Origin of the sequence: Sagittula sp. MA-2, assembly GCF_030126985.1 — a bacterium.
Classification (GTDB): domain Bacteria; phylum Pseudomonadota; class Alphaproteobacteria; order Rhodobacterales; family Rhodobacteraceae; genus Sagittula.
The window spans coordinates 494,114-518,081 of sequence record NZ_CP126145.1; the positions used below are offsets into that span (position 1 = coordinate 494,114).

Genomic DNA, 23,968 nt, shown 5'->3' on the forward strand with positions numbered 1-23,968 from the left:
GCAGGACGCTCCTGTCGGGAACGGCCGTGCCGCGCCGCTGGCTGTCCGAGCACTCGCGGGATGGGCGCCATGACCGCGCTGCAGCTGCTCGACTATGCTTCCGTCCTTGTCTTCGCGCTGACGGGGGCGCTGGTGGCCAGCCGGGCGCAGCTCGACATCGTGGGGTTTGCCTTTTTTGCCTGCCTGACGGCCACGGGCGGCGGCACGCTGCGCGACCTCATGCTGGACCGCAACCCGATCTTCTGGATGAAGGATCCGCATATCCTTGGCGTGGCCTGTGCCGCCGCCGTGCTGGTGTTCTTTACCGCGCACCTGCTGGAAAGCCGTTACAAGGCGATCGTCTGGCTGGATGCAGCGGCCCTGTCGGTGGCGGTCGCCGCCGGGTCTGGCATCGCCGTGGCCGAAGGGCAGTCGCTGGGCATCGTGCTGGTGATGGGCGTGCTGACCGGCTGCGCGGGCGGGCTGATGCGCGACGTGGTCGCCAACGAGGTGCCGCTGATCCTGAAGCAGGGCGAGCTCTACGTGACCTGCGCCTTCTTCGGCGCGCTGACCACGGGGCTGGCCACCTTCCTGCCGCAGACTGTCGGCCCGGCCCAGGCGGCGATGGCCTGTGCCGCCGTCACCTTCTGCCTGCGCGCGGGCAGCATCGCCTTTGGCTGGAGCCTGCCGGTCTACAAGGGGTTTCCGCCGCGCTACAAACCCTGAGACGGGCCGCCCGGAGTTGCCGGAGTCCGGGCTGAAGTCAGGGAAATCATACTCCCGCAAAACGGGAAGTCGTGGCACCCTTTCCGCATTTCATTCTGCGGGGAGGATTGCACCATGCCTACATTTTTCAGATGGGTTCCGAAGGATCACGCGGAGGAGGCTCTGGCCTCCGGCCTCGTGTCGCACAACGGATCGGCGATGTGGATCTTCTCGATGGACAAGGGGTATCGGCCCAGCATGGTGAAGGGGCGTATCCTGCTGGCCTTCGACCTGACCGACCCGGCGGCGACCAACATCACCACCAAGAAACACATGGATTTCGAGAACCCGGAGTTCGGCGGCGAGAACAAGCATCCCTGGATGATCATCGTCAAGAACAACGAACCGGGCGCCTACGGGATCGGCCGTTACCGGCAGGCGACCACCAACTTCCACACCAAGTCGCGCTATGCCACCAAGAAGGAGGTGGCGAAGGCGCTGGGTGTCTCGGAGATGGAGGTCGGCGACGCCTACCGCCCGGCAGGTGGCTGGGGCCGCTGACGGCCCCGCGCCGTCACTGCAGGTCGGAGAAGGCCTCCTGCATCCGCCGGACCGCCTCGACCACCCGGGCGCGCGGCGTGGCGAAGTTGAAGCGCAGGTAGCTTTCGCCGCCGGTGCCGAAGGTCGGGCCGTGGTTGACGGCGATCTTCGCCTGCTGCTGCACGCGGTCGCGGTATTCCTCTGCCGCCATGCCCGTCCCGGCAAAGTCGACCCAGGCGAGGTAGGTCGCCTGCATCTCCATGCTGTGCAGGCCGGGGATGGCGTTGATCCCCTCGTCGAAGAGCCGCCGGTTGCCGTCGAGATACTGCACCAGTTCGTCGACCCAGGCCGCGCCTTCCGGGGAATAGGCGGCCTCTGCCATGAACATCCCGAAGGAGTTGGGCGAAATCCCCAGCCCCGCCATGGTCGCCGCGAAGCGCGCGCGCAGGCGTTCGTCAGGGACGATCACGTTGCCGATGTGGGAGCCTGCGATGTTGAACGTCTTGGTCGTGGCGGTCATCATCACGAGCCGGTCCATGATGCTGTCGTCCGCCAGCGGCATGGGCACGTGGGTATGGCCCGGCATCACGAGGTCATGGTGGATCTCGTCCGAGACGAGGATCAGGTCGTGCCGCCTGGCGAAATCGGCCAGTCCCTGCAGTTCCTCGCGGGTCCACACCCGGCCGCCAGGATTGTGCGGCGAGCAGAGGATCACCATCTTCTCGCGCCCGGTCATCTGCGCGTCGTAGGCGTCGAAATCCATCACGTAGCGCCCGTCCTGAATCGTCAGCGGACATTCGACGACCTCGCGGCCGGAGGCTTTGATGACGCGGGCAAAGGCGTGGTAGACCGGCGTGAACAGGACGACGCCGTCGCCCGGCTCGGTGTATGTCTGCACGCAGAGCGCGGTGCCGTTGACCAGCCCGTGGGTGGTGAAGATGGCGCCCGGCTCGACCGTCCAGCCGTGCCGTTCCTTCATCCACCAGCAGATCGCCTCGCGGTATCCGCGGTCGTCGCCGTAATAGCCATAAAGCCCGTGGTCGGCCATGCGCTGCACGGCGGCCTGCACGCAGTCGGGCGGGCGGAAGTCCATGTCCGCCACCCACATCGCAAGACCTTCGTCCGAGGGCACGCCGTAGATGCTTTCCATCATGTCCCATTTGACCGAATGGGTTCCCTGGCGGTCGATCTCTTCGTCAAAGCGGCTCATGGCGGCGGCATCTCCTGCAGTTTTGCCGCGGACGCTAGCCAACTGATCCGCAGGTGCAACCCCGATGCTTGCGCGAAGGCGCACATTTCCCTAAATCCCGGCGCATGAAGCGCTCCATCCTCATCCATCCCGACCCGCGCCTGAAAAAGGTCTGCGATCCCGTGCCCGACCTGTCGGACGATCTGCGCGTGCTGGCCGACGACATGCTGGAAACCATGTACGACGCGCCGGGCATCGGGCTGGCCGCGCCGCAGATCGGCGTGCTGTCGCGGCTGATCGTGCTCGACTGCTCCAAGTCCGACAACGGGGAGGACGCCCGCCCGCTGGTGATGTTCAACCCGCGCGTCATCGCCGCGTCGGAGGAGCAGAACGTCTACGAGGAAGGCTGCCTGTCCATCCCCGAGCAATACGCCGAGGTGGAGCGCCCCAAGGTCGTGGACGTGGAATGGCTGGACCGCGACGGCGTGCTGCGGACCGAAACCTTCGACGGGCTCTGGGCTACCTGTGTCCAGCACGAGATCGACCACCTCGACGGCAAGCTCTTCATCGACTACCTCAAGCCGCTCCGGCGTCAGATGATCACCCGCAAGATGGTCAAGCTGAAGAAGGAACGCGCGCGGGAGAAGGCGTGAGCCTGCTGCCGATCCTCACCTGGCCGGACACCGGGCTGCGCGCGGCGTCGATGCTGGTGCGCGCGCCCTCTGCCGTGGCGCGGCTGGCGGGCGACATGTTCGAGACGATGTACGCCGCCCCGGGCCGCGGCCTCGCCGCGCCGCAGGTGGGCGTGCGGTCGCGGCTGTTCGTGATGGACGCGACCTGGAAGGACGGGGAGAAGACGCCGATGGTCTGCATCAACCCGGTGGTGGAGCCGCTGGACGGCCCCGAAGAGGCCGGCGAGGAAGCCTGCCTGTCGATGCCCGGCGTGTCGGTCATGGTTACCCGACCAACGCGGATCAGGCTGCGCTACACCGACCTCGACGACAAGACGCATGAGGTCGTGCTGACCGGCGCCGCCGCCCGCATCGCCCAGCACGAAACCGATCACCTCGACGGGGTGATGCACTTTCAGCACCTGCCGCTGGCGGAACGCGGCGCGCTGCTTTCCGAATACGAGGCCCTGCGATGACCGTCCGCCCCTTCGTGCCCTGGCCCGACAAGCGCCTCAGGACGGTCGCCGCGCCGGTGGAGGCCGTCACCGACGAGATCCGCGCCATCTGGACCGACATGATCGACACGATGGAGGCGATGCCGGGCGTGGGCCTTGCCGCGCCGCAGATCGGCGTGATGCTGCGGCTGGCGGTGGTCGACGCCTCCGACACCCGCGGCGAGGCGGTGCGCATGGCCAACCCGGACATCCTGCACGCCTCGGTGCAACTGCGCGACCACGAGGAAGGCAGCCCCAACCTGCCGGGCGTCTGGGCCAAAGTATCCCGTCCCCGCGCCGTGACGGTCGCCTACCTGGACGAGATGGGCACGCGGGTTGAAAGGGACTTCGTCGGCCTCTGGGCCACCTCGGTGCAACACCAGGTCGATCACCTGAACGGGCGGATGTACTTCGACCGGCTGTCCAAGGTGAAACGCGACATGCTGATCCGCAAGGCGCGCAAGACGTAGGGCTCGTCTCGCCGGCCCGCCTTTTCTTCGAAAAGACATGCGGCGCGCCGACAGGCGCGCCCTTCGGGCGCGATGGGGCTCCGCCCCCGCTGCTCCGCAGCTCCCCCGAGGTATTTGCACCAAGATGAAGGGCAGCGCGCGCCTTTCGCTTCACCTTGTCGAAATACCTCGGGGGGAGGCCGCAGGCCGGGGGGCGGAGCCCCCTTCCGGCAATCGGCTTGTCACGGCGCGGGCGATGGGCCAAGCAGGGCCGCGTGATGTAGGGCGGGGCTTTGCGCCGCCTCTTGCCCGGAAGGAGATTTCGATGCGGCTGGTCTTCATGGGAACCCCGGAGTTTTCGGTGCCGGTGCTCGATGCTCTGGTCGAGGCCGGGCACGAGGTCGTCTGTGTCTATTGCCAGCCGCCGCGCCCGGCGGGGCGGGGGAAGAAGGACCGGCCCACGCCCGTGCATGCGCGCGCGGCGGAGCTGGGGCTGCCTGTCCGGCATCCGGTGTCGCTGAAATCCGCCGAGGCGCAGGAGGCGTTTGCGGGGCTTCGGGCCGAGGTGGCGGTGGTCGTGGCCTACGGGCTGATCCTGCCGCAGGCGGTGCTCGACGCGCCGGAGCACGGGTGTCTCAACATCCATGCCTCGCTTCTGCCGCGCTGGCGGGGGGCGGCGCCGATCCATCGGGCGATCATGGCGGGCGATGCGGAGACCGGCGTCTGCATCATGCAGATGGAGGCGGGGCTGGACACTGGCCCGGTGCTGCTGCGCAAGGCCACCCCCATCGCGCCGGGGGAGACCACCGGCCAGTTGCACGACCGGCTGTCGCTGATCGGCTCGGCGCTGATCGTCGAGGCGCTGGAGCGGTTGCCCGACCTCGTACCCGTTCCGCAGCCCGAGGAGGGCGTGACCTATGCCAGCAAGATCGACAAGGCGGAGGCGGCGATCGACTGGTCCGGCGATGCCGCCACGATCGTCCGGCAGATCAACGGCTTGTCGCCCTTTCCCGGCGCATGGACAACGCTGAATGGCGACCGGGTGAAGCTGCTGGCCGCGCTGCCTGCCGCGGGGGAGGGACCGGCGGGCACGACGCTCGACGACCGGTTCACCGTCGCCTGCGGCACCGGCGCCCTTCGCGTCACCGAGGCGCAGAGGGCGGGAAGGTCGGCGCAGGACGCGGAGACCTTCCTGAACGGCCTGCCGCTGCCGAAGGGCACCGCGTTCGGCACCTGAGGTCAGGCGGGACTTGGCAGCCGCGCGGCGAGCCCCCATAGTCTGCGCAAAGGAGTCCTGCTCATGTTTCCAGTCCTGATCGGCACGGTGGTGATCGCGGGCATCATCGGATACGCGTCGGAGAAGACGGGGTTCACCCGGAACGGCATCCTGCCGTCGATCATCATCTGCATCGGCGGCGCCTTCCTGTTCTACTTCGTGCAGATCATGTTCGGCATTGGCTTCCGCAGCCCGGGGCTGAACGCCATCGTGTCGTCCATCGGCGCCCTGCTGATCGTGCCGACGCATTACCGTGGCCGCGTCGGACGGCGCGGCGATCGGAGGCGGTAGGCCCCGTGTCGCTTGTCTTCCTCGTCATCATCGGTGCCGCAGCCGGGTTCATCGCGACCCGCATCCTCGGGATGGAGACGAGCATCGTCACCACCATCAGCATCGGCATCCTCGGAGCGCTCTTGGGCGGGCTGGTGCTGCGGTTCCTTTTGGTGCTGACCGGGATGGCCGCGGGGCTGGTGGGCGCGACGCTGGGCGCGCTCCTGCTGATCGGCCTCTGGCACTGGATCAGCCGGCGCTGACGCCGCGCCCGGGCCTCAGTGGCAGTGGTACGGTTTGGAGCCGGCATGGCAGCACTGGCCGCGCGGCGAGTCCTTGCGGCATCCGCCACCGTGTTCCGGTCCCGGGGTGGAGATCTGCGGGGTGGCGGGTGTCACCAGGTCATGGGCCTGGGCGCCTTGTGCCATCGGCAGGAGGAGCGCGGCAGCGAACATCAAGATCGCGAGTTTCATCGGACAATAACCTTCGTTGAAATGGGACTGGTTAACGATTCGTAAACCAAGGTTAACACGGGAAGGGCTGTCGCCGATGAAATTGTGCGGCGGCACGCAAAGGCCGCTTGGGCAGGCGTTCATGTGCGCAGGTGCACCCCCGCCCTGCGGGGCCAAGGATTTTCCTCGGGGCGCGGGCGCTCTAGCTCTGGTGTAACGCACAGGAGGACACCATGGGCAGACTTGTCGACGGAGAATGGAAATCGGGGTGGGAATACGGGAAGGATCCGGACGGGGCCTTCAAGCGGACCACCACCGGCTATCGCAACTGGATCACGCCGGACGGCGCGCCGGGGCCTTCGGGCGAGGGCGGCTTCAAGGCGGAGGCCGGGCGCTATCACCTCTATGTCTCCTACGCCTGTCCCTGGGCGCACCGCGCGCTGATCTTCCGCAAGCTCAAGGGGCTCGAGGACCTGATCACCGTCAACGTGGTGCATCCCGACATGCTCGAGGACGGATGGACCTTCGACACCGGCTTTGCCGGATCGACGGGCGACACGCTTTACGGCAAGCCGTTCCTGCGGGAGATCTACACCAAGGCCGACAGCAACGCGAGCGGCCACGTCACGGTGCCGGTGCTCTGGGACAGGCAGCGCGAGACCATCGTGTCGAACGAAAGCTCCGAGATCATCCGCATGTTCAACAGCGCCTTCGACGGCATCACCGGCAACACCGACGATTACTGGCCGGAGCACCTGCGCGACGACATCGAGCCGGTGAACGACCGGATCTACGACACCGTGAACAACGGCGTCTACAAGGCCGGTTTCGCCACCACGCAGAGCGCCTACGACGCGGCGGTCGATCCGCTGTTCGACAGTCTGGACTGGCTGGAAGAGCGGCTGACCGGCAAGCGCTACCTGATGGGCGACCGGATCACCGAGGCCGACTGGCGGCTGTTCACCACGCTGGTGCGGTTCGACACGGTCTATCACGGGCACTTCAAGTGCAACCGCGCGCGGATCGTCGATTACCCGAACCTCTGGGCCTACACGCGCGAGCTGTTCCAGTGGCCGGGCGTGGCGGACACGGTGTTCATGGATCACATCTCGCGGCACTACCACTACAGCCACGACACGGTGAACCCGCACCGCATCATCCCGACAGGGCCGCGGCTGGACTTCTCCGAGCCCCACGGCCGCGACGACCTCGCCGCCGCCTGAGGGCCGTCAGGCGCGGATCGGCGTGTAGTGTTCCACCATGTCGGCGATGTCCTTGGCGGGCGTGCCGCTGGGCAGGTAGGCGCAGGCGTTGGGGCAGATGCTGAACAGCGAGCCGTCCGAAAAGAAGCGCGACGCGGTGACGAAGATCACCCGCGCCTTCGGGTCGCGGTAGGCGGCGAGATCGGAGACGGTCAGCGCCGCCCCGTCCGCGCATTCGATGTCGAGCAGGAGGATGTCGAACCGGCTGTCCTCCAGCGCGGCGACGGCGGCATCCAGCCCGGTGGCACAGGTCACCGTGGCGCCACGTCTTTCGAGGTGGCGTGACCAGAGCCGGGCCAGCTCTGCGTTGTGTTCCAGAATGAGGACGTTCATCCTAATCTCCCGGACGGGGCTACCGGTGCGGCCCTTCCAGTATGCGTTCATAATGGTGAAGAACCGGTAAAGATCTGCCGATTGACGCTGCGGTGCCGCATGGGCCGCGGGTGCAGGCTGCTTGCTCATGGCGGTCCAGTTGGTAATCTGCCGCGAAACGCACGCTCGGGAGGCTTCATGCGACGCAACACCCTTCTTGGCCTGGTCCTTGCGGCCACGGCCCTGTCCGGCCCGCTTTCTGCACAGGACGTGCCCTGCGGCGGCAGCTTTTCGTCCTTCGTGCAGGGGCTTAAGGACCAGGCGGTGGCCGAAGGGCATGATCCCGCGACGGTCGAACGGTTCTTTTCCGGCATCTCGAAAAGCGAGGCAGTGCTGAAGGCGGATCGTCGCCAGGGCATCTTTCAGGACCCGTTCATCACGTTTTCGAGAAAGCTGATCTCCCAGAACCGGCTGGACACCGGCCTGCAGAAGGCGCGGCAGTGGTCGGAGGTCTTCGACCGCATACAAAGTGAATACGGCATCGCCCCGGGCGTCCTGCTGGCCTTCTGGGCGTTCGAAACGGATTACGGCGGCTACCAGGGCGACTTCAACACCGCGAACGCGCTGGTGACGCTGGCGCACGATTGCCGCCGCCCGGAGATCTTCCGCCCGCAGGTCTTCTCGGCGCTGACGCTGTACGAACAGGGCGACTTCGACCCGGCGACGACCACCGGCGCCTGGGCCGGGGAAATCGGCATGGTCCAGATGCTGCCGAAGGACATCCTCGAAAACGGGGTGGACGGCGACGGCGACGGGCATGTCTCGCTGAAGACCTCGCCGCCGGACGCGCTCCTGTCCGGGGCGAAGATGCTGTCGCACCTCGGCTGGCGCCCGAACGAGCCGTGGCTGCAGGAAGTGGTGCTGCCGGAGGATCTTGACTGGTACGAGACCGGGCTCCAGACCACCAAGACCGTGGCGGAGTGGGAGCAGCTTGGCGTGCGCGCACGCAGCGGGCAACTGGACGATGGGCGGCTCGAGGCGTCGATCATCATCCCGCAGGGGCGCAAGGGCCCGGCCTTCATCGCCTACCCGAACTTCCGGGTCTATTTCGAGTGGAACCAGAGCTTTACCTACGTGCTGACGGCGGCCTACTTCGGCACCCGGCTGATGGGCGCCGAACCCTACGAGACCGGCAACCCGGAACCGGGCCTGTCCGGCGACCAGATGAAGCTGCTGCAGAGCAAGCTGGCCGAGCGTGGCTTCGACGTGGGCGAGATCGACGGCATCCTCGGCAGCGGCACGCGCAACGCGGTGCGGGACGTGCAGAAGGAACTGGGCCTGCCCGCCGACGCATGGCCGACCGCGACGCTGCTGAACCGGCTCTGATACGGGCCGCGCGCGCCATCTGACCGGGGTTCGATCCTGCAGGGGGCGCGCGGTTCATCTGAGAGTTGAACGACGACGCTGGAACCGCCGCGCCCCGCCGGCGTTTTGCCGGCATGATACGCTATCTCGTCCGAACCCTGTTCTGCGGCACCCTCGTGGAGGACGACGCCCCGCGGCGCGTCCGCACCCCGGGTCCCGCATGATCGCACGCTTTCTGCCCATGGCGCTCGTGCTGCCGGTGCTGGCCGCCTGCCTGCCGCAGGACACGGTGCTGCCCGACGACATACCGCCCGCATTCCAGGGGCGCTGGGGCATCAACCCTGCCGACTGCGACCCGACCCGCGCCGATGCCAAGGGTTTCCTCGGGATCGGGCCCACCATGCTCACCTTCTATGAAAGCCGCCACAGGCTGGAACGGGTGACGGAGGCCGGGCCGGATCATCTGCGCGCCTCCTTTGCCGCAAGCGGCGAGGGGCAGACCTGGGGCTCGGAGTTCCTCTTCGACCTGCAAGCCGACGGCCAGACCCTCATCCGCCGCGACGTGGAAGGTGCAACCGTATCCGATCCCCTCGTGTACAACAGGTGTACCTGACATGGCGGAACCGACGATTACCCGTATCGCCCTGGCGCCGTCGGACGACGTGCCGAACAATCCGGAGCTGCCGGTTGTGCTCTACAAGGGCGCCTTCGACAGCGGTGGGCCGGACGAAACCTGCGCCATGCTGAAGGCCAACGGCTGGAGGGGCACATGGGTCTACACCGTCTTCCCATACCACCATTACCACCCCGACGCACACGAGGCGCTGGCCGTGGCAAGCGGTTCTGCCCGGCTGCAACTGGGCGGTCCCGGCGGCCGGACGGTTGCGGTAGAGGCCGGGGACGCGCTGGTCCTGCCCGCGGGGACGGGCCATTGCCGCGTGTCTCAGTCGGAGGACTTCCGCATCTGCGGCGCCTATCCGCCGGGGCAGGAGGGCTACAGCACCCGCCGCAAGGGCGAGATGCAGGCAGGCGACTGCGCCGCCATCGCCGGCGTGCCGCTGCCGGAGACCGACCCGATCCTCGGCATGGCCGGTCCGTTGCGGGGGATCTGGCGCAACCTGCATTGAGGCGCAGCGGTTCGTAGGGCGGGGCTTTGCGCCGCCTCCCGCCCCGGGCCGGGGCGCGGTCAGGAAATGATCTCGAACTTCACCACGTCGACCATGCCCCGGTCTGTGATCTTCAGGGCGGGGATCACCGGCAGCGCGAGGAAGGCCAGCTGCAGGAACGGCTCCTCCAGCGTCACGCCCAGCGATTTCGCAGCCGCGCGGAGGTCTTCCAGCGTGTCGCGCACCACCTCGAACGGCTCAAGCGACATCAGGCCCGCCACCGGCAGCGCCAGTTCTGCCAGGACGATCCCGTCCCGGACGACGACGAACCCGCCCTCGATCTCACCCAGCCGGTTGGCGGCCACGGCCATGTCCTCGTAGGAGACGCCCACGCAGGCGATGTTGTGGTGGTCGTGACAGACGGTGGAGGCGATGGCCCCCGCCTTCAGCCCGAACCCCCTGACGAAGCCGGTGGCGATGTTGCCGTTTCTGCCATGCCGCTCCACCACCGCGATGCGGACGAGATCGCGGCCGGTGTCCGGGGCCTTGTCGCCATCGGCGATCGCGATGTCCTCGTGCAGGTGGTCGGTGAGGATCTGGCCCTCGCGGATGCCGATCACGTCGGTCTCCACTCTGTTGCCACGGCGGCGGAAGTCCGTGGCGCTGACCCTGGGTGCCCTGACCGACCCGCGCCCCACCGGCTCGATCACCTGCCGCGCGGCAAAGGCCGCGTCCGACAGGACCACGCCGCCCGCCATGACCATGCGCGCATCGCAGGCTTCGAGCGAGCCGAGCGCCACGATGTCCGCCCGCTTGCCCGGGGCGATCATCCCGCGGTCCTTCAGGCCGAACGCCTCTGCCGCCGACAGCGTCGCGGCACGGTAGGCCGCCAGCGGCGGCGTCCCCAGCCGGATCAGTTCGCGGATCATGTAGTCGAGGTGGCCGTGCTCGCCGATGTCAAGCGGATTGCGGTCGTCGGTGCACAGGCACATGTAGGGCGCCGTCCGTTCGTCCAGCAGCGGCTGCAGGGCGTGCAGGTCCTTGGAGACGGAGCCCTCGCGGATCAGCACCCGCATCCCCTTGCGCAGCTTCTCGAGCGCCTCGGTGGCCGAGGTCGCCTCGTGTTCCGTCCGGATGCCCGCCGCGATATAGGCGTTCAGGTCGCGTCCCGAGAGCAGCGGACAATGCCCGTCGATATGCCCGCCGTCGAAGAGCGCCAGCTTCTCCATGCAGCCCGGATCGCGGTGGATCACCCCGGGATAGTTCATGAACTCCGCCAGCCCCAGCCCGCTCCCGTGCCCCATGAGCGCCTGCAACGCCGCCGCGTCGAGTTCCGCCCCGGCGGTCTCCATATGCGTCGAAGGCACGCAGGAGGACAGCTGCACGCGGATGTCCATCAGCGTGTGCAGGGAGGCCTCCTGGAAGTACCGGATGCCCTCTGCACCGATGACATTGGCAATCTCGTGCGGATCGCAGATCGCGGTGGTGACGCCGCGCGGCCCGACGCAGCGGTCGAACTCGAACGGCGTGACCAGTGAGGATTCGATGTGCAGGTGGGTGTCGATGAAGCCCGGCGCGAGGATTGCGCCACCGACGTCGATCACCTCACGTCCCTCGTAGGTCTCGAGCGTGCCGACGATCCGGTCGCCACAGATCGCCACGTCGCCGTCGAGCAATTCCCCGGTGACGAGATCCAGCAGCCGGCCGCCACGCAGCACGACGTCCGCCACCTCGTCGCCGCGCCCCTGCGCGATGCGCGTTTCCAGAATACCCATGCCCGCCGCCTCCTGCCTGACTCGGGTCCACGGTACACGACCCACCACCGGGGAAAAGAGCCCCGGGGGGATCGAAGCCCGGCCCGCGCTTTCTTCGAAAGCTCGCCCGGTCTCCGACAGGCGCGCCCTTCCGGCGCGCAAGGGGCTCCGCCCCTCGGCCTTCGGCCTCACCCCGAGGTATTTGGACCAAGATGAAGAGGACATGCCCCCGATCCCTTCACCTTGGTCCAAATACCTCGGGGGAGTCGCGCCGAAGGCGCGGCGGGGGCAGAGCCCCCGGCGGGTCGCCTCGCGAAAGCGAGGAGAAACCCTTGATCTGTTCATCGATGGGTGCAGGTGGTCGAGAGGGTTTGCGCGCCCGGAGGGCGCGCCGGTCGGATTGCGGAGCAATCCGAAGCCGCCCTCAGCGGATCAGGGCCTTGATGCCTGCGGCGTGGTCCGGGGTTGCGGCGAGGGTGTCGGTGGCGAGGTCGCGCGCGGCGGCGAGCAGGTCACCTTCGACGATTCGGTCGATGAGGCCCCAGGTGAGGGCTTCTTCGACCGTCGCCTTGGCGCCGCCCATCAGGATCAGCTTGGCGCGGCTGGGTCCTGCCAGTGCCGCGAGGCGGGCGGGATCGGAGGGTTGCGGCAGGAAGCCGAGTTTCATCACCGGGTAGAAGATCCTGGCGCCCGGGACGGAGATGCGCAGGTCGCAGGCGAGGAACATGCCCATGGCGCCGCCCGCGACCGTGCCGTTCAGGGCGCAGATCGTCAGGCCACGGTGGCGGGCCAGCGCGCCGGAGAGCCGTTCCCAGAGCGGGGAAACGGCCAGCCCGGCCTTGGCGGCGTCGAGGTCGGCACCGGCGGAGAACACCTTGCCCGCGCCGGTCAGCACGAGGGCCCGGGCGTCGCGGGCATCCTCGGCGATGCCGGCCAGCCGCTCCAGCATGTCTTCGGTCAGGGAATTGGCCTTTTCGGGCCGGTCGATGGTGACGACCCAGAGGTCGCCCTCCCTGTCCAGCCGGATCACGCGACGCCGACCTTCGTGCGGATGTCGGGGTCGCGCAGCGAGATCTCGTCCCCGAGGAAGCTGTCGGCCTTGTCCGAGCACATCCACAGCAGGGTCTTTGCCACCCATTCCGGCGGGATGTGGTCTTCCCAGGCAAGCTGGCTGACCGGGTTGATGCCGGAGGCCTTGATCTCGCGCTGCATCTGCGTCGCCACGGTGCCGGGCGAGAGAGAGATCGCGCGGATGCCCTGGTCGCCGTATTCCTTGTGGGCCATCTTCGTCAGCATCAGCGCCCCGGCCTTGGAGGCGCAGTAGTGCGACCAGGCCTCGACCGGGCCATGTGCCGCGCCCGACCCGATCGTCAGGATCGAGCCGCCGCCCTGGGCCAGCATCACCGGCAGCGCGGCGCGCATGCCGTGGAAGACGCCCTTGAGGTTGATGTCGATCACCTGTCCCCAGGCGTCCGGGTCGGCCTCTGCCAGGTGCGCGATGGGTTCGATCACGCCCGCGTTGTTCACCAGGATGTCCAGCCGCCCGTGGGCCGTCAGGCAGTTGGCCACGGCCTGCTCCATCTCCCAGTAGCGCGATATGTCGCAAGGCACCGCCACCGCCTGCGGGCCGATTTCGCCCGCCAGATCGGCGACCGCCTCGGCGCTGCGGGCGACCAGTGCCACCTTTGCGCCCGCGGCCGCGAAGGCGCGTGCGGTGTCCGCGCCGATGCCGCGGCTTGCGCCGGTGATCAGCGCCACCTTGCCTGCGAGCTCTTGTCCTGTCTGATCCATGCCTTGCCCCCGGCTCCGGTTTCCCGGAAAACTGGTAAAGCCTGAAGGGTAGGGAATCCAGCCCCTTGACCGGACCTGCCCCGGTGCTGGACTTTGATGGATAACGAAAGTCACTGAGAAAGGTACATTATGAAACGCTTCGCTACCGCCTCTGCCCTGGCGCTCGTGCTGAGCGGCCCGGCTTACGCGGACATTACGCCGCAGCAGGCGTGGGACAGCCTCGAATCCTACATGTCCGGTTTCGGCTACGAGGTGTCGGCGACCGAGACGGCAAGCGGCGACACGCTGACCGTCACCGATATCACCATTACCGTCCCGGTCCCGGAGGAAGACGCCAGCGTCGGCGTCACCATGCCGGACATGACCTATACCGCGAAGGGCGACGGGTCGGTCGATCTGTCGATGCCGGAAAGCTCGCAGATCGTCATCACCTTCTCGGAGGACGGTGAGCCGTCGGAGGGCTCGGTCACGCTCGGCATGACGCAGAGCGGCATGGTCATGAACATCTCGGGCGACGAGAACGACATGCACTACGAGTACAGCGCCGAAAGCATGACCGTGACGCTCGACGAGATCGAGAGCCCGGAAGAGCAACTGCCGCCGGACGTGCTGAAGGCCTCCGTCTCGATGGGTCCGATGGAGGGGTCCGCCGACGTCTCGAAGGGCGCCGACACGCAGACGATCACCCAGGAGGTCACCTATGGCGACATCTCCTATGACTTTGCCTTCAAGGACCCCGAGAACCCGGCTTCCTCCGGCGTGCTGAAGGGCACCCTGCGCGGCCTGGCCGCGGCGGGCGAGACGACCGTGCCGCTGAACTCGGATTACGAGGATCCGGCCGCGATGTTCGCCGCGGGCTTTGCCGTGGATGCGACCATGGCGCACAAGGGCGGCACGACGGAGTTCAACTTCGTCGACGGGTCCGACACGGTGGCCGGCACGCTTTCCTCGGAATCGGGCGAGCTGGGCATGGCGATGTCCGAAGCCTCGATGACCTATGCGCTGTCGGCGGTCGGGCAGACCGTGTCGATGACCGTGCCCGACATGCCGTTCCCGATCGACGCGCGTTTCGGCGAGGCGGGCTTCTCGCTCGAGGTGCCGCTGGCGAAGTCGGACACGCCGAAGCCTGCGGGCCTGTCGATCCTCCTGGCGGACTTCACCATGGCGGACATGCTGTGGAACATCTTCGATCCGGGTCAGACGCTCCCGCGCGATCCGGCGACCATCGGTGCCAATGTCGAGGCCGAGGTGACGCCCTTCGTGTCGCTGCTCGAACCCGATGCGATCGAGGAGGTCGAGAGCCAGGGCGGTGTGCCGGGCGAGCTGAACGCGCTGACGCTGTCGGACCTCGTGGTGCGCGCGGTCGGTGCGGAGGTGCTGGGCGAGGGATCGTTCACCTTCGACAACACCGACCTCGAGACCTTCGACGGCATGCCGCGCCCCGAGGGCCAGGTGAACCTGCAGGTCTCCGGCCTGAACGGGCTGATCGACAAGCTGATCGCCATGGGCATCGTGCAGGAGCAGGATGCGATGGGCGCGCGGATGATGCTGGGCATGTTCACCGTGCCGGGCGCCGAGCCGGACACCGCGACCTCGACCATCGAGTTCAACGCGCAGGGCCAGATCCTGGCGAACGGTCAGCGGATCAAGTGATCCTCTGACACGTGTCTGGAAGGGCGGGGCCGGGTCCCCGCCCTTTTTCGTTTGCAGGCAGTCATGCGGGCGCGCGTGCCGCGCGGCAGGTCCTGGTCTCGCCTTGCGGCGCGACCGGATTTAGGGGCGCTGCCCCTCGGCCTGCGGCCTCACCCCGGAGTATATTTGCAGCAGAGAAGCAGGGGGTCAGCCGCGCAGTGCGGGCAGGCCCACGCCGGTCGAGTCGAAGCCGCCGTCGACGGAGACGATCTGTCCGGTCACGTAGGCGGCCTTGTCCGAGCAGAGGAAGCAGATGACCTCGGCCAGCTCACGCTCTGTCCCGTAGCGGTTGAGCGGGATCGAATCGTGGTAGGCCTTGATGATCTCGGGGCTGTGGACGGCGATGGAGAGCTTGGTCTTCACCGGGCCGGGGGCCACGCAGTTCACACGGATGCCGTATTCGCCCAGTTCGGCGGCGTGCTGCTTGGTCAGGTGGATGACGCCCGCCTTCGAGGTGCCGTAGGCCACGCGCAGGGTGGAGGCGCGCAGGCCGGAGATCGAGGCGATGTTGAGGATCGCGCCGCGGCTTTCCTTGAGCGCCGGGGTCGCGGCCTGCGAGCAGAGGAAGACGCCGTCGAGGTTGGTTTCCATCACCCGCCGCCATGTGGTGAAGTCGCAGTCCTCGATCGGGCCGAATTCCGCCACGCCGGCATTGTTGACCAGCGCGTCGACGGTGGGCGACCAGGCGAGTGTGTCACGCATCATGGCGTCCACCTCCTGCGGGTTGGACACGTCGCGGCAGACGGCGAGGATGTTGTCGCGGTCGGCGGCCACCTTCTCCAGTTCCTCGCGGTCGCGGTCGACCATGGCGACCTGCCAGCCCATTTCGCGGAAGAGGTCGGTGGTGGCCAGCCCGATGCCCCGGGCGGCGCCCGTCACGATAGCGGTTTTCATTGGTGTCTTTCCTCCCGTTGACCGCCGCAGATAAGCAGAGCGCGGCGCGGTGGGGAAGGGGCGTGGTCGCAGGATGGGGCGCCGGCGGATGCCTTCGGGCCGGCGGGATGTTCGTGGGCGGGGCCGGTCTGGTCCGCGCCCCGTTCGGTCAGCCGCGCATCAGGTCGGGCAGGTCGCCGGTCAGGCCCGCGGCCTCGCGGATGATGCCGCGGCGCAGGCCGGGGACGGCGTTGACCGCCGCCATGCCCGCGTCTCGCGCCAGCCGCAGGAGCGGATTGTCGTTCGAGAACAGCCGGTTGAAGAGGTCCGTGCTGGCCGCGAGCGAGGCGGTGTCGAAGCGCCGCCAGCTTTGGTAGCGGGCGAGGACGGGGTCTGAGGCGATGTCTTCGCCGCGGGCGTTGGCGTGGCTCAGCACATGGGCCAGAGCCGCCACGTCGCGCAGACCGGCGTTCAGGCCCTGTCCGGCGATGGGGTGCATGCCGTGGGCCGCGTCGCCCACCAGCGCCAGCCGGGTATCGACGAAGCGGTTCGCCAGCGTCAGGTTCAGCGGGTATGTGAAGCGTTGCCCGGCCAGCCCGATCTCGCCGAGGAAGTCGCCGAAGCGGGGGCGCAGGACCTGCAGGTATTCCGCATCGCCGAGCGCGTCGATCGCCTTTGCGCGGTGTTCGGTCTCGCTCCAGACGATGGAGGAGCGGTTGCCGGGCAGCGGCAGGATCGCCAGCGGGCCGGAGGGCAGGAAGAGCTGATGGGCCACGCCCGCGTGCGGTTTTTCGTGCGAGATGGCGCAGACCAGCGCGGTCTGGCCGTAGCCCCAGCCGGTGCGCCGGATGCCCGCGCGGGCCGCGGTTCCGCTGGACCGCCCGTCGGCGCCGACCAGCAGCCGGCCCTTCAGCACCTCGCCACCGTCCAGCGTTACGGTCGCGCCCTCGGGTCCGGTGGTCTGGGCGATGACCCGGGCGCCGGCGCGGGGGGTGATGAGCGGCGAGGCCTCGGTCGCGGCCATGAGCGCGCGGCGCAGGAAGCGGTCCTCGAGCATGTAGCCCATCGGGCCTTCCTCGAGCTCGGCGCTGTCGAAATGCAGGCCGAGAAAGACCTGCGCCTCGCCCACGCGGCCATCGGTGACCTTGATCTGGCGCATCGGTTGCGCGTCGGCGGCCAGCCCGTCCCAGAGGTCGAGCGCCGCCAGCATCCGCTGCGAGGCCAGCGCCAGAGCGTAGCCGCGCCCGTCGAAGTTGTCGTCGCTGCGGGTTGCCGCGGGCAGGGCGTCGAGCACCACGCTGGTCAGTCCGGCGCGGGCGGCGGCGAGGGCAAGGGCCGGACCGTTCAGCCCGCCGCCCACGATGATCAGGTCATGTTCCATGAGGCGGAATATGGCGGCCCGCGCGGGATTGTCCATGCGCCTTCCCGCCGCTACTCCTGTTCCTGACGCACCGGAGCCGGGCGGAGGCATGGCCGCCGCCGCAAGGTGCTGCACGACAGGGAGCCCGACATGACCGACCGACCCAGCGCCGCCGACCTCGGACGCGCCATTGCCTCCGGCGAGACCGATCCGGTCCGGCTGACGCGCGACATGCTCGACGCGATCGAGGCGCATCCGCTGAAGGACCGCATCTTTGCCCGGATGACCCCGGAGCGCGCCATGGCCGAGGCCGAGGCCGCGGCGGAACGGGCGCGGCTGAAACTGCGGCGGCATCCGCTGGACGGGGTGCCGATCAGCTGGAAGGACCTCTACGACACGGCAGGCGTCGCGACGGAGGCGGGCTCGGCGCTGCTCAAGGGCCGGGTGCCCGCGCAGGACGCGGAGGTCTTGCGCACTGCGACGCTGAACGGGCTGGTATGCCTCGGCAAGACGCATATGTCGGAACTGGCGTTTTCCGGCCTGGGGCTGAACCCGTCGACCGCGACCTCGCCCTGCGTGAACGATCCCGATGCGGTGGCGGGGGGCTCGTCCTCAGGGGCGGCGGCGTCGGTGGCCTTTGGCCTTGCGGCGGCGGGCATCGGGTCGGACACCGGCGGCAGCGTCCGGCTGCCCGCCTGCTGGAACGACCTCGTGGGGCTGAAGACCACCACGGGGCGGCTGTCGCTGAAGGGGGTGGTGCCGCTGATCGTCAGCTTCGACACGGTGGGGCCGCTGTGCCGGACGGTGGAGGATGCGGCGCTGGTTCTGTCGGCGCTGGAGGGCAGCCCGGCGCCGGACCTGCGCGGCGACACGTCGCTGAAGGGGCGGCGGTTCGCGGCCCTGCAGACCGTGGTGATGGACGACCTCGACGACGCGCCCGCGCGGGCCTACGCGCAGGCGCTGGACCGGATCCGGGAGGCCGGGGCCGAGATCGTGCCGCTCGACTTCCCGGAGATCGAGGGGCCGAACAAGGACAGCGCCATGCTGTACACGGTGGAGGCCTGGGCGACCTGGGGCGCGGAGATCGACGCGCGGCCCGACCTGATGTTCCAGCCGATCCGCGAGCGGTTCGAGAGCGGGAAGTCGCACTCCGGCCCGGATTTCGAGGCGGCCTGGCAGCGGCTGCGCGCGGTGCGGGAAACATGGGCGCGGGCGACGGCCGGGTTCGACGGGGTGCTGATGCCCACGGCGCCCAATCTGCCGGAGAAGGCGGCGACGCTGATGGAACTGGGCGAGACCTACGTGAAGGCGAACCTCCGCACCCTGCGCAACACCCGCATCGGCAACCTGCTGGGCGGTGCCATCGTCACCTTGCCCGCCGGTCTGCCGAGCTGCGGCATCTCCGTCATGGCGCCGCCGATGGCGGAACACCGGGTGCTGCGGCTGGCGAAAGGCGTGGAGACGGCGCTGGCGGGCTGAGACGCCCCGGGACCTGCGGAGAATCGTGATCTTGGCAGGGGTCCGGCTTTGACGGCCGGGCCCTTTTCTATGCGGTTCAGGAGGGCGCGCCGGTGTCAACCGCCGGTGGCCAGAAAGGCGATCATCGTTCGGGCCGCCCGGCGCAACCGGGCGGGGCGGCACGTGGCGGGTGGGCCGGTCAGGGGGCCCGGATGCGCGCCATCCACGGCGCAGGGACGCAAATGGCGCGGTCCTGTCGTCGGGGCGCGGGGCTGAACCGTGACCGCGCGGGCGAAGTCATTGAGCACCATTGCGACTTTCGCGCCACATCGCCCCGGAGGTGCCCCAAGATTCTGGACAGACCGGGGGCAATAAACGTATCCTTCGTGCAACGCGGGGCGGAAAACGACCCCGACGCCCGAATGGGCATACCGAGGCAGTACAGAGCAGACCAGATGTTCCCCGAGCGGTTCTCGAACCTACCGGCCTATGCGTTCCCGCGTCTGCGGGCACTTCTCGACTCGACAGAGCCGGGCGGACCGGTGCGCCATATGTCCATCGGTGAGCCGAAGCATCCCTATCCGCTGTGGATCTCGGACACGCTTGTCGCGCATGCCCATGAATTCGCCAAGTATCCGCCGAACGAGGGCACGCCCGAGCTGCGCGGCGCGATCCGCGACTGGCTCTATCGCCGCTACGACGTGATGATGGATCCCGACACGCAGATCATGGCGCTGAACGGGTCGCGCGAGGGGCTCTACAACGCGGGCATGTCGCTGATCCCCGAACAGAAGAACGGCAAGCGGCCGGTCGTGTTGATGCCCAACCCGTTCTACCAGGTCTACATGATCTCGGCGATTTCGGTCGGGGCGGAGCCGCGTTTCGTGCCCGCTACGGCAGAGACGGGCCACCTGCCGGACTTCGCCTCTGTCGGGGCGGAGGTGCTGGACCGCACGGCGGCCGTCTACATCTGTTCGCCGGCCAACCCGCAGGGGGTCATGGCGGACGAGGGGTACTGGCGCGATCTGATCGGACTGGCGGAGAAGCACGACTTCGTCATCCTCGCCGACGAATGTTATGCCGAGATCTACCGCGACACGCCGCCGAAGGGCGCGCTGGAGGTGGCGAGGGACATGGGCGCCGACCCGGAGCGCGTGGTCTCCTTCCATTCGCTGTCGAAGCGGTCGAACCTGCCGGGGCTGCGGTCGGGCTTTGTCGCGGGCGGGCCGGAGAGCATCGCGCGGATGAAGCAGTTGCGCGCCTATTCCGGCGCGCCGCTGCCGCTGCCGATCCAGCGCGTGTCCGAAAAGCTCTGGGCCGAGGAGACCCACGTCACCGAGAACCGCGCGCTCTACGTCGAGAAGTACGAACTGGCGGACCGCCTGCTGGGCCATGTGCCCGGCTACATGAGCCCGGTCGCCGGCATGTTCCTGTGGCTGCCGGTCGAGGACGGCGAGGCCGCGACGCTGGAGCTGTGGCAGAAGACCGGCGTCCGGGTGCTGCCGGGCGCGTACCTGTCGAAGGACACTGCCGCGGGCAATCCGGGCAAGGCATATATCCGCGTGGCCATCGTGGCACCGCGGGACGAAACGGAAGAAGGGCTGACCCTCATCAGGGACACGCTTTACGGATAAGAAAAGACCGGCGCATCCGCCGGGGCACCGGCGCGCGACGGCGCCGAAGGTCCCGGAAGAGGGCGCAAGGACAAGAAAAGAGGCGAACACGACATGGCATCTTACCAGGCTCACAACTCAGGCCGCCGCCGCGATCCGCTGCTGGATTCCAACACCGCTCTGGTGCTGGAAAAGCGCGGGCGCGAACTGGTGGGCGTGGTTATGGTGATCGTGGGCTTTGCCGTCGCGCTGATGATCGCCTCCTACTCTCCGGACGATCCGTCGTGGCTGTCGGCCACGGACGCGCCGGTGCAGAACTGGCTGGGCCGGCTGGGCGCCTACATCGCCGCGCCCCTGTTCATGATCCTCGGGCTGGGCACATGGGCGCTGTCCTTCGCCTTTGCCGTCTGGGGCGTGCGCATGGTGGCGCACAAGGCCGAGGGGCGGTCGTTCCTATGCGTGATCCTCGCCCCGGTCTGGATGATGCTGTGCTCGGTCTATGCATCGGGCCTGCCGCAGGGCGGCGACTGGACGCATCACTTCGGTCATGGCGGTCTGTTCGGCGACATGGTCATGGGCTCGATCCTGACCGGTCTGCCGCTGTCGCCCGCGCTGGGGCTGAAACTGACCATGCTGGTGCTGGGTCTCGGGATCATCGGGCTGGGCGCCTTCGTTCTGGGCTTCACCCGCGAGGAGCTGGTGCGTATCGGCCGCTTCATGATGATCGGCGTGGTGATGACCTACGCCTTCCTCGTCCGGCTGACGGGCCGTGGCGCGCAGCAGGCCGTGGGCGCCGCCCGTGTCATGCAGGAGCGCAACGCCGAACGCCGTGCCTCGCGGGCTGCCGCTGCAGAGGCCGAAGCGATCTCTCACGAAGGCATCCCCACCGCGCCGCGCGTGAAGCGCGCCGTGCCGCCGGTCAACACGCTCGAGGTGACCGAGGACGACGTCGACTTCGACGATCCGGCCTTTGCGCCGCCGCCGGAGAAGACCGGGTTCCTGAAGCGCATGCCCTCGCTGATCCGGCGTGATCCGGCGCCGATGCCGCAGCCGGAACTGGTGGAGAACCTGATGGATCACGACGTGGACGCCCCCGGCGAGGATCGCATCCGGGCCAAGATCGCCTCGGCCGTGAATGCCCGCCGTCCCGTCCTGCCGACGCTCAGCGCCAAGCGGCCGGACCCGACGAAGCCGCTGACGAAGGGGCGGGGTCACGGCCCGCAGCCGCTTCTGATTTCGCAGCGCACGCAAGCCGCGGGACTGCCGCCGGAGCCGCCGATGACCGCCGGTCAAGCCGCGCTGCCGCCGGAACCGCCTCTGACCGCGTCGCGCACCATGAGCGCCGGGGCGATGGCCGGGGCCGCCGGCCTGCCGCCGCTGCATGCCACCCCGCGCGGAAGCGTGCCGCAGGCGCCCGGCGCGTCGCGCCCGATGAGCGCGCCCGTGGCAGAGGATGCGACGCTGCCTCCGCAGCCCGCCATGGCGGCCACCCCGCGCGTGGCCGAGCCGCACCGCACGCCGCCCGCCGACGCCTACACCGAGCTGTCGGACTTCGACGACTACGGCGACAGATACGACGACGGCTATGACGACGGCTACGACGACGACGATGTGGTGAGCCGCTTCGACGAGGACGACGACGACCACCGCACGCTGCCACCCGCGCCGCCGATGCCTGCACCGCCGGTCCATCGCGCCGCGCCGATGCAGGATGCGAAGAAGGTGGTGCAGCAGCCGGTCCGCAAGCCGGTGCAGCTTTCCACCCGCGCCAAGCTGGAAGCCCAGCCGAGCCTGAAGTTCGAGGACAACGCGCCCGAGTTCGAGCTGCCGCCGCTGTCTCTGCTGATGTCGCCGGAGCGGATCGAACGGCACCACCTGTCGGACGAGGCGCTGGAAGAGAACGCCCGGATGCTGGAATCCGTGCTGGACGACTACGGCGTGAAGGGGGAGATCGTCTCTGTCCGTCCCGGCCCCGTGGTCACCATGTACGAGCTGGAACCGGCGCCGGGCCTGAAGGCCAGCCGCGTGATCGGCCTCGCCGACGACATCGCGCGCAGCATGTCCGCCCTGTCGGCGCGTGTCTCCACCGTGCCGGGCCGCTCGGTCATCGGGATCGAACTGCCGAACGACAAGCGCGAGATGGTCTGCTTCCGCGAGATCCTCGCCGGCCGCGAGTACGGCGACGGCAACCACAAGCTGCCGCTGGCGCTCGGCAAGGACATTGGCGGCGACCCGATGGTCGCGAACCTCGCCAAGATGCCCCACCTGCTGATCGCGGGTACGACAGGTTCGGGCAAGTCGGTGGCGATCAACACCATGATCCTGTCGCTGCTCTACAAGCTGACGCCGGAAGACCTGCGGCTCGTGATGATCGACCCGAAGATGCTGGAACTCAGCGTCTACGACGGCATCCCGCACCTGCTGTCGCCGGTGGTGACCGATCCGAAGAAGGCCGTGGTGGCGCTGAAGTGGGTCGTGGGCGAGATGGAAGACCGTTACCGCAAGATGTCCAAGATGGGCGTGCGGAACATCGACGGCTACAACTCGCGCGTGGCGGATGCCCTGTCGAAGGGCGAGATGTTCTCGCGCACGGTGCAGACCGGATTCGACGACGAGACGGGCGAACCGGTGTTCGAGACCGACGAGTTCGAGCCGAAGAAGATGCCCTACATCGTCGTCATCGTCGACGAGATGGCCGACCTGATGATGGTCGCGGGGAAAGAGATCGAAGCCTGCATCCAGCGCCTTGCGCAGATGGCGCGGGCCTCGGGCATCCACCTGATCATGGCGACGCAGCGTCCGTCGGTCGACGTCATCACCGGCACGATCAAGGCGAACTTCCCGACCCGGATCTCCTTCCAGGTGACGTCGAAGATCGACAGCCGCACCATCCTGGGCGAGATGGGGGCCGAGCAGCTCCTCGGTATGGGCGACATGCTTTACATGGCGGGCGGGGCGAAGATCACCCGCTGCCACGGTCCGTTCGTCAGCGACGAAGAGGTCGAGGAGATCGTCAACCACCTCAAGGCCTATGGCCCGCCGGAATACGTGGGCGGCGTGGTGGAAGGCCCGGACGAGGAGAAGGCCGACAACATCGACGCGGTGCTGGGCCTGAACACGGGTGGCAACACCGGCGGCGAGGATGCGCTGTACGACCAGGCGGTGGCGATTGTCATCAAGGACCGCAAGTGTTCGACCTCCTACATCCAGCGCAAGCTGGGCATCGGCTACAACAAGGCGGCGCGCCTCGTGGAGCAGATGGAGGACGAGGGCGTCGTGTCCGCCGCCAACCATGTCGGCAAGCGGGAGATCCTCGTGCCCGAACAGGCCTGAGCGGCAGCCATTGTTGAACGTGCG

At 68.2% G+C, this 23,968-nt stretch carries 24 protein-coding genes; 16 read left to right on the top strand and 8 right to left on the bottom strand.

The window, feature by feature from the left end; all coding sequences use genetic code 11:
* Nucleotides 1–69: 69 nt before the first annotated feature.
* Entirely contained in the window at nt 70–705 is a 636-nt protein-coding gene (locus tag QNI11_RS02590) for a trimeric intracellular cation channel family protein (protein ID WP_100928003.1), read from the top strand.
* A 114-nt stretch (nt 706–819) separates the two neighbouring features.
* On the top strand, nt 820–1,245 hold the full coding sequence (locus tag QNI11_RS02595; RefSeq protein ID WP_100928002.1) for a hypothetical protein: 426 nt from the start codon (nt 820–822) through the stop codon (nt 1,243–1,245).
* A 13-nt stretch (nt 1,246–1,258) separates the two neighbouring features.
* Here QNI11_RS02595 and QNI11_RS02600 read toward each other — a convergent pair whose 3' ends face one another.
* Nucleotides 1,259–2,434: a MalY/PatB family protein gene (locus tag QNI11_RS02600; RefSeq protein ID WP_283982227.1), complete on the bottom strand. Its 1,176-nt coding sequence runs from the start codon at nt 2,432–2,434 to the stop codon at nt 1,259–1,261.
* Between the two features lie 104 nt (nt 2,435–2,538).
* On the opposite strand from QNI11_RS02600, the gene def (QNI11_RS02605) reads away from it, so the two are divergent.
* The 6 genes from def (QNI11_RS02605) to QNI11_RS02630 all read left to right on the top strand — a co-directional run bounded on the left by def (QNI11_RS02605) (nt 2,539) and on the right by QNI11_RS02630 (nt 5,836).
* Nucleotides 2,539–3,066, top strand: coding sequence for a peptide deformylase (gene def / locus QNI11_RS02605; protein ID WP_283982228.1), 528 nt, complete (start codon nt 2,539–2,541; stop codon nt 3,064–3,066).
* Nucleotides 3,063–3,560 carry a peptide deformylase gene (gene def, locus QNI11_RS02610; RefSeq protein WP_100927999.1) on the top strand — a complete coding sequence of 166 codons (498 nt, stop codon included), beginning with the start codon at nt 3,063–3,065 and terminating at the stop codon, nt 3,558–3,560. The genes def (QNI11_RS02605) and def (QNI11_RS02610) overlap by 4 nt, the downstream gene beginning before the upstream one ends.
* The gene (gene def, locus QNI11_RS02615; RefSeq protein ID WP_283982229.1) at nt 3,557–4,048 is read left to right on the top strand and encodes a peptide deformylase; all 492 of its coding nucleotides are present in this window, start codon (nt 3,557–3,559) and stop codon (nt 4,046–4,048) included. The genes def (QNI11_RS02610) and def (QNI11_RS02615) overlap by 4 nt, the downstream gene beginning before the upstream one ends.
* 304 nt (nt 4,049–4,352) lie before the next feature.
* Nucleotides 4,353–5,264 carry a methionyl-tRNA formyltransferase gene (gene fmt, locus QNI11_RS02620; protein WP_283982230.1) on the top strand — a complete coding sequence of 304 codons (912 nt, stop codon included), beginning with the start codon at nt 4,353–4,355 and terminating at the stop codon, nt 5,262–5,264.
* Between the two features lie 63 nt (nt 5,265–5,327).
* Nucleotides 5,328–5,594 (top strand): hypothetical protein, encoded by a 267-nt coding sequence (locus QNI11_RS02625; protein ID WP_283982231.1) that lies wholly within the window; start codon nt 5,328–5,330, stop codon nt 5,592–5,594.
* Nucleotides 5,595–5,599: 5 nt separating this feature from the next.
* On the top strand, nt 5,600–5,836 hold the full coding sequence (locus QNI11_RS02630; protein WP_100927995.1) for a GlsB/YeaQ/YmgE family stress response membrane protein: 237 nt from the start codon (nt 5,600–5,602) through the stop codon (nt 5,834–5,836).
* A 15-nt stretch (nt 5,837–5,851) separates the two neighbouring features.
* Here QNI11_RS02630 and QNI11_RS02635 read toward each other — a convergent pair whose 3' ends face one another.
* The gene (locus QNI11_RS02635; protein ID WP_100927994.1) at nt 5,852–6,046 is read right to left on the bottom strand and encodes a hypothetical protein; all 195 of its coding nucleotides are present in this window, start codon (nt 6,044–6,046) and stop codon (nt 5,852–5,854) included.
* A gap of 212 nt (nt 6,047–6,258) precedes the next feature.
* Between QNI11_RS02635 and QNI11_RS02640 the strand changes: the two genes are divergently transcribed.
* Nucleotides 6,259–7,248 (top strand): glutathione S-transferase family protein, encoded by a 990-nt coding sequence (locus QNI11_RS02640; protein WP_283982232.1) that lies wholly within the window; start codon nt 6,259–6,261, stop codon nt 7,246–7,248.
* 6 nt (nt 7,249–7,254) lie between these two features.
* On the opposite strand, the gene QNI11_RS02645 is transcribed toward QNI11_RS02640, so the two are convergent.
* On the bottom strand, nt 7,255–7,620 hold the full coding sequence (locus QNI11_RS02645) for a response regulator transcription factor (protein WP_283982233.1): 366 nt from the start codon (nt 7,618–7,620) through the stop codon (nt 7,255–7,257).
* Nucleotides 7,621–7,797: 177 nt separating this feature from the next.
* Here QNI11_RS02645 and QNI11_RS02650 point away from each other — a divergent pair, with 177 nt between their 5' ends.
* The 3 genes from QNI11_RS02650 (at nt 7,798) to QNI11_RS02660 (ending at nt 10,091) form a co-directional block, all read left to right on the top strand.
* Nucleotides 7,798–8,985 (top strand): lytic murein transglycosylase, encoded by a 1,188-nt coding sequence (locus QNI11_RS02650; RefSeq protein WP_100927991.1) that lies wholly within the window; start codon nt 7,798–7,800, stop codon nt 8,983–8,985.
* Between the two features lie 199 nt (nt 8,986–9,184).
* Entirely contained in the window at nt 9,185–9,577 is a 393-nt protein-coding gene (locus QNI11_RS02655; RefSeq protein WP_283982234.1) for a hypothetical protein, read from the top strand.
* A gap of 1 nt (nt 9,578) precedes the next feature.
* Nucleotides 9,579–10,091 (top strand): cupin domain-containing protein, encoded by a 513-nt coding sequence (locus QNI11_RS02660; RefSeq protein ID WP_283982235.1) that lies wholly within the window; start codon nt 9,579–9,581, stop codon nt 10,089–10,091.
* A gap of 59 nt (nt 10,092–10,150) precedes the next feature.
* On the opposite strand, the gene ade is transcribed toward QNI11_RS02660, so the two are convergent.
* The 3 genes from ade to QNI11_RS02675 form a co-directional block, all read right to left on the bottom strand.
* Entirely contained in the window at nt 10,151–11,845 is a 1,695-nt protein-coding gene (gene ade / locus QNI11_RS02665) for an adenine deaminase (RefSeq protein WP_283982236.1), read from the bottom strand.
* A 403-nt stretch (nt 11,846–12,248) separates the two neighbouring features.
* Complete coding sequence (locus QNI11_RS02670; RefSeq protein WP_283982237.1) at nt 12,249–12,854, bottom strand: enoyl-CoA hydratase/isomerase family protein; 606 nt, start codon at nt 12,852–12,854, stop codon at nt 12,249–12,251.
* Nucleotides 12,851–13,615 (bottom strand): SDR family oxidoreductase, encoded by a 765-nt coding sequence (locus QNI11_RS02675; RefSeq protein ID WP_283982238.1) that lies wholly within the window; start codon nt 13,613–13,615, stop codon nt 12,851–12,853. The genes QNI11_RS02670 and QNI11_RS02675 overlap by 4 nt, the downstream gene beginning before the upstream one ends.
* A gap of 129 nt (nt 13,616–13,744) precedes the next feature.
* On the opposite strand from QNI11_RS02675, the gene QNI11_RS02680 reads away from it, so the two are divergent.
* On the top strand, nt 13,745–15,268 hold the full coding sequence (locus QNI11_RS02680; protein WP_283982239.1) for a DUF2125 domain-containing protein: 1,524 nt from the start codon (nt 13,745–13,747) through the stop codon (nt 15,266–15,268).
* A 186-nt stretch (nt 15,269–15,454) separates the two neighbouring features.
* Here the strand turns inward: QNI11_RS02680 and QNI11_RS02685 are convergent, their stop codons facing one another.
* On the bottom strand, nt 15,455–16,201 hold the full coding sequence (locus QNI11_RS02685) for an SDR family NAD(P)-dependent oxidoreductase (protein WP_283982240.1): 747 nt from the start codon (nt 16,199–16,201) through the stop codon (nt 15,455–15,457).
* Nucleotides 16,202–16,349: 148 nt separating this feature from the next.
* Nucleotides 16,350–17,597 (bottom strand): UbiH/UbiF/VisC/COQ6 family ubiquinone biosynthesis hydroxylase, encoded by a 1,248-nt coding sequence (locus tag QNI11_RS02690; RefSeq protein WP_283982241.1) that lies wholly within the window; start codon nt 17,595–17,597, stop codon nt 16,350–16,352.
* A gap of 93 nt (nt 17,598–17,690) precedes the next feature.
* On the opposite strand from QNI11_RS02690, the gene QNI11_RS02695 reads away from it, so the two are divergent.
* The 3 genes from QNI11_RS02695 to QNI11_RS02705 all read left to right on the top strand — a co-directional run bounded on the left by QNI11_RS02695 (nt 17,691) and on the right by QNI11_RS02705 (nt 23,944).
* On the top strand, nt 17,691–19,019 hold the full coding sequence (locus QNI11_RS02695) for an amidase (protein WP_283982242.1): 1,329 nt from the start codon (nt 17,691–17,693) through the stop codon (nt 19,017–19,019).
* 434 nt (nt 19,020–19,453) lie between these two features.
* Nucleotides 19,454–20,632 (top strand): aminotransferase class I/II-fold pyridoxal phosphate-dependent enzyme, encoded by a 1,179-nt coding sequence (locus QNI11_RS02700; RefSeq protein WP_283982243.1) that lies wholly within the window; start codon nt 19,454–19,456, stop codon nt 20,630–20,632.
* 93 nt (nt 20,633–20,725) lie between these two features.
* Nucleotides 20,726–23,944, top strand: coding sequence for a DNA translocase FtsK 4TM domain-containing protein (locus QNI11_RS02705; protein WP_283982244.1), 3,219 nt, complete (start codon nt 20,726–20,728; stop codon nt 23,942–23,944).
* The last annotated feature ends 24 nt before the right edge of the window (nt 23,945–23,968 follow it).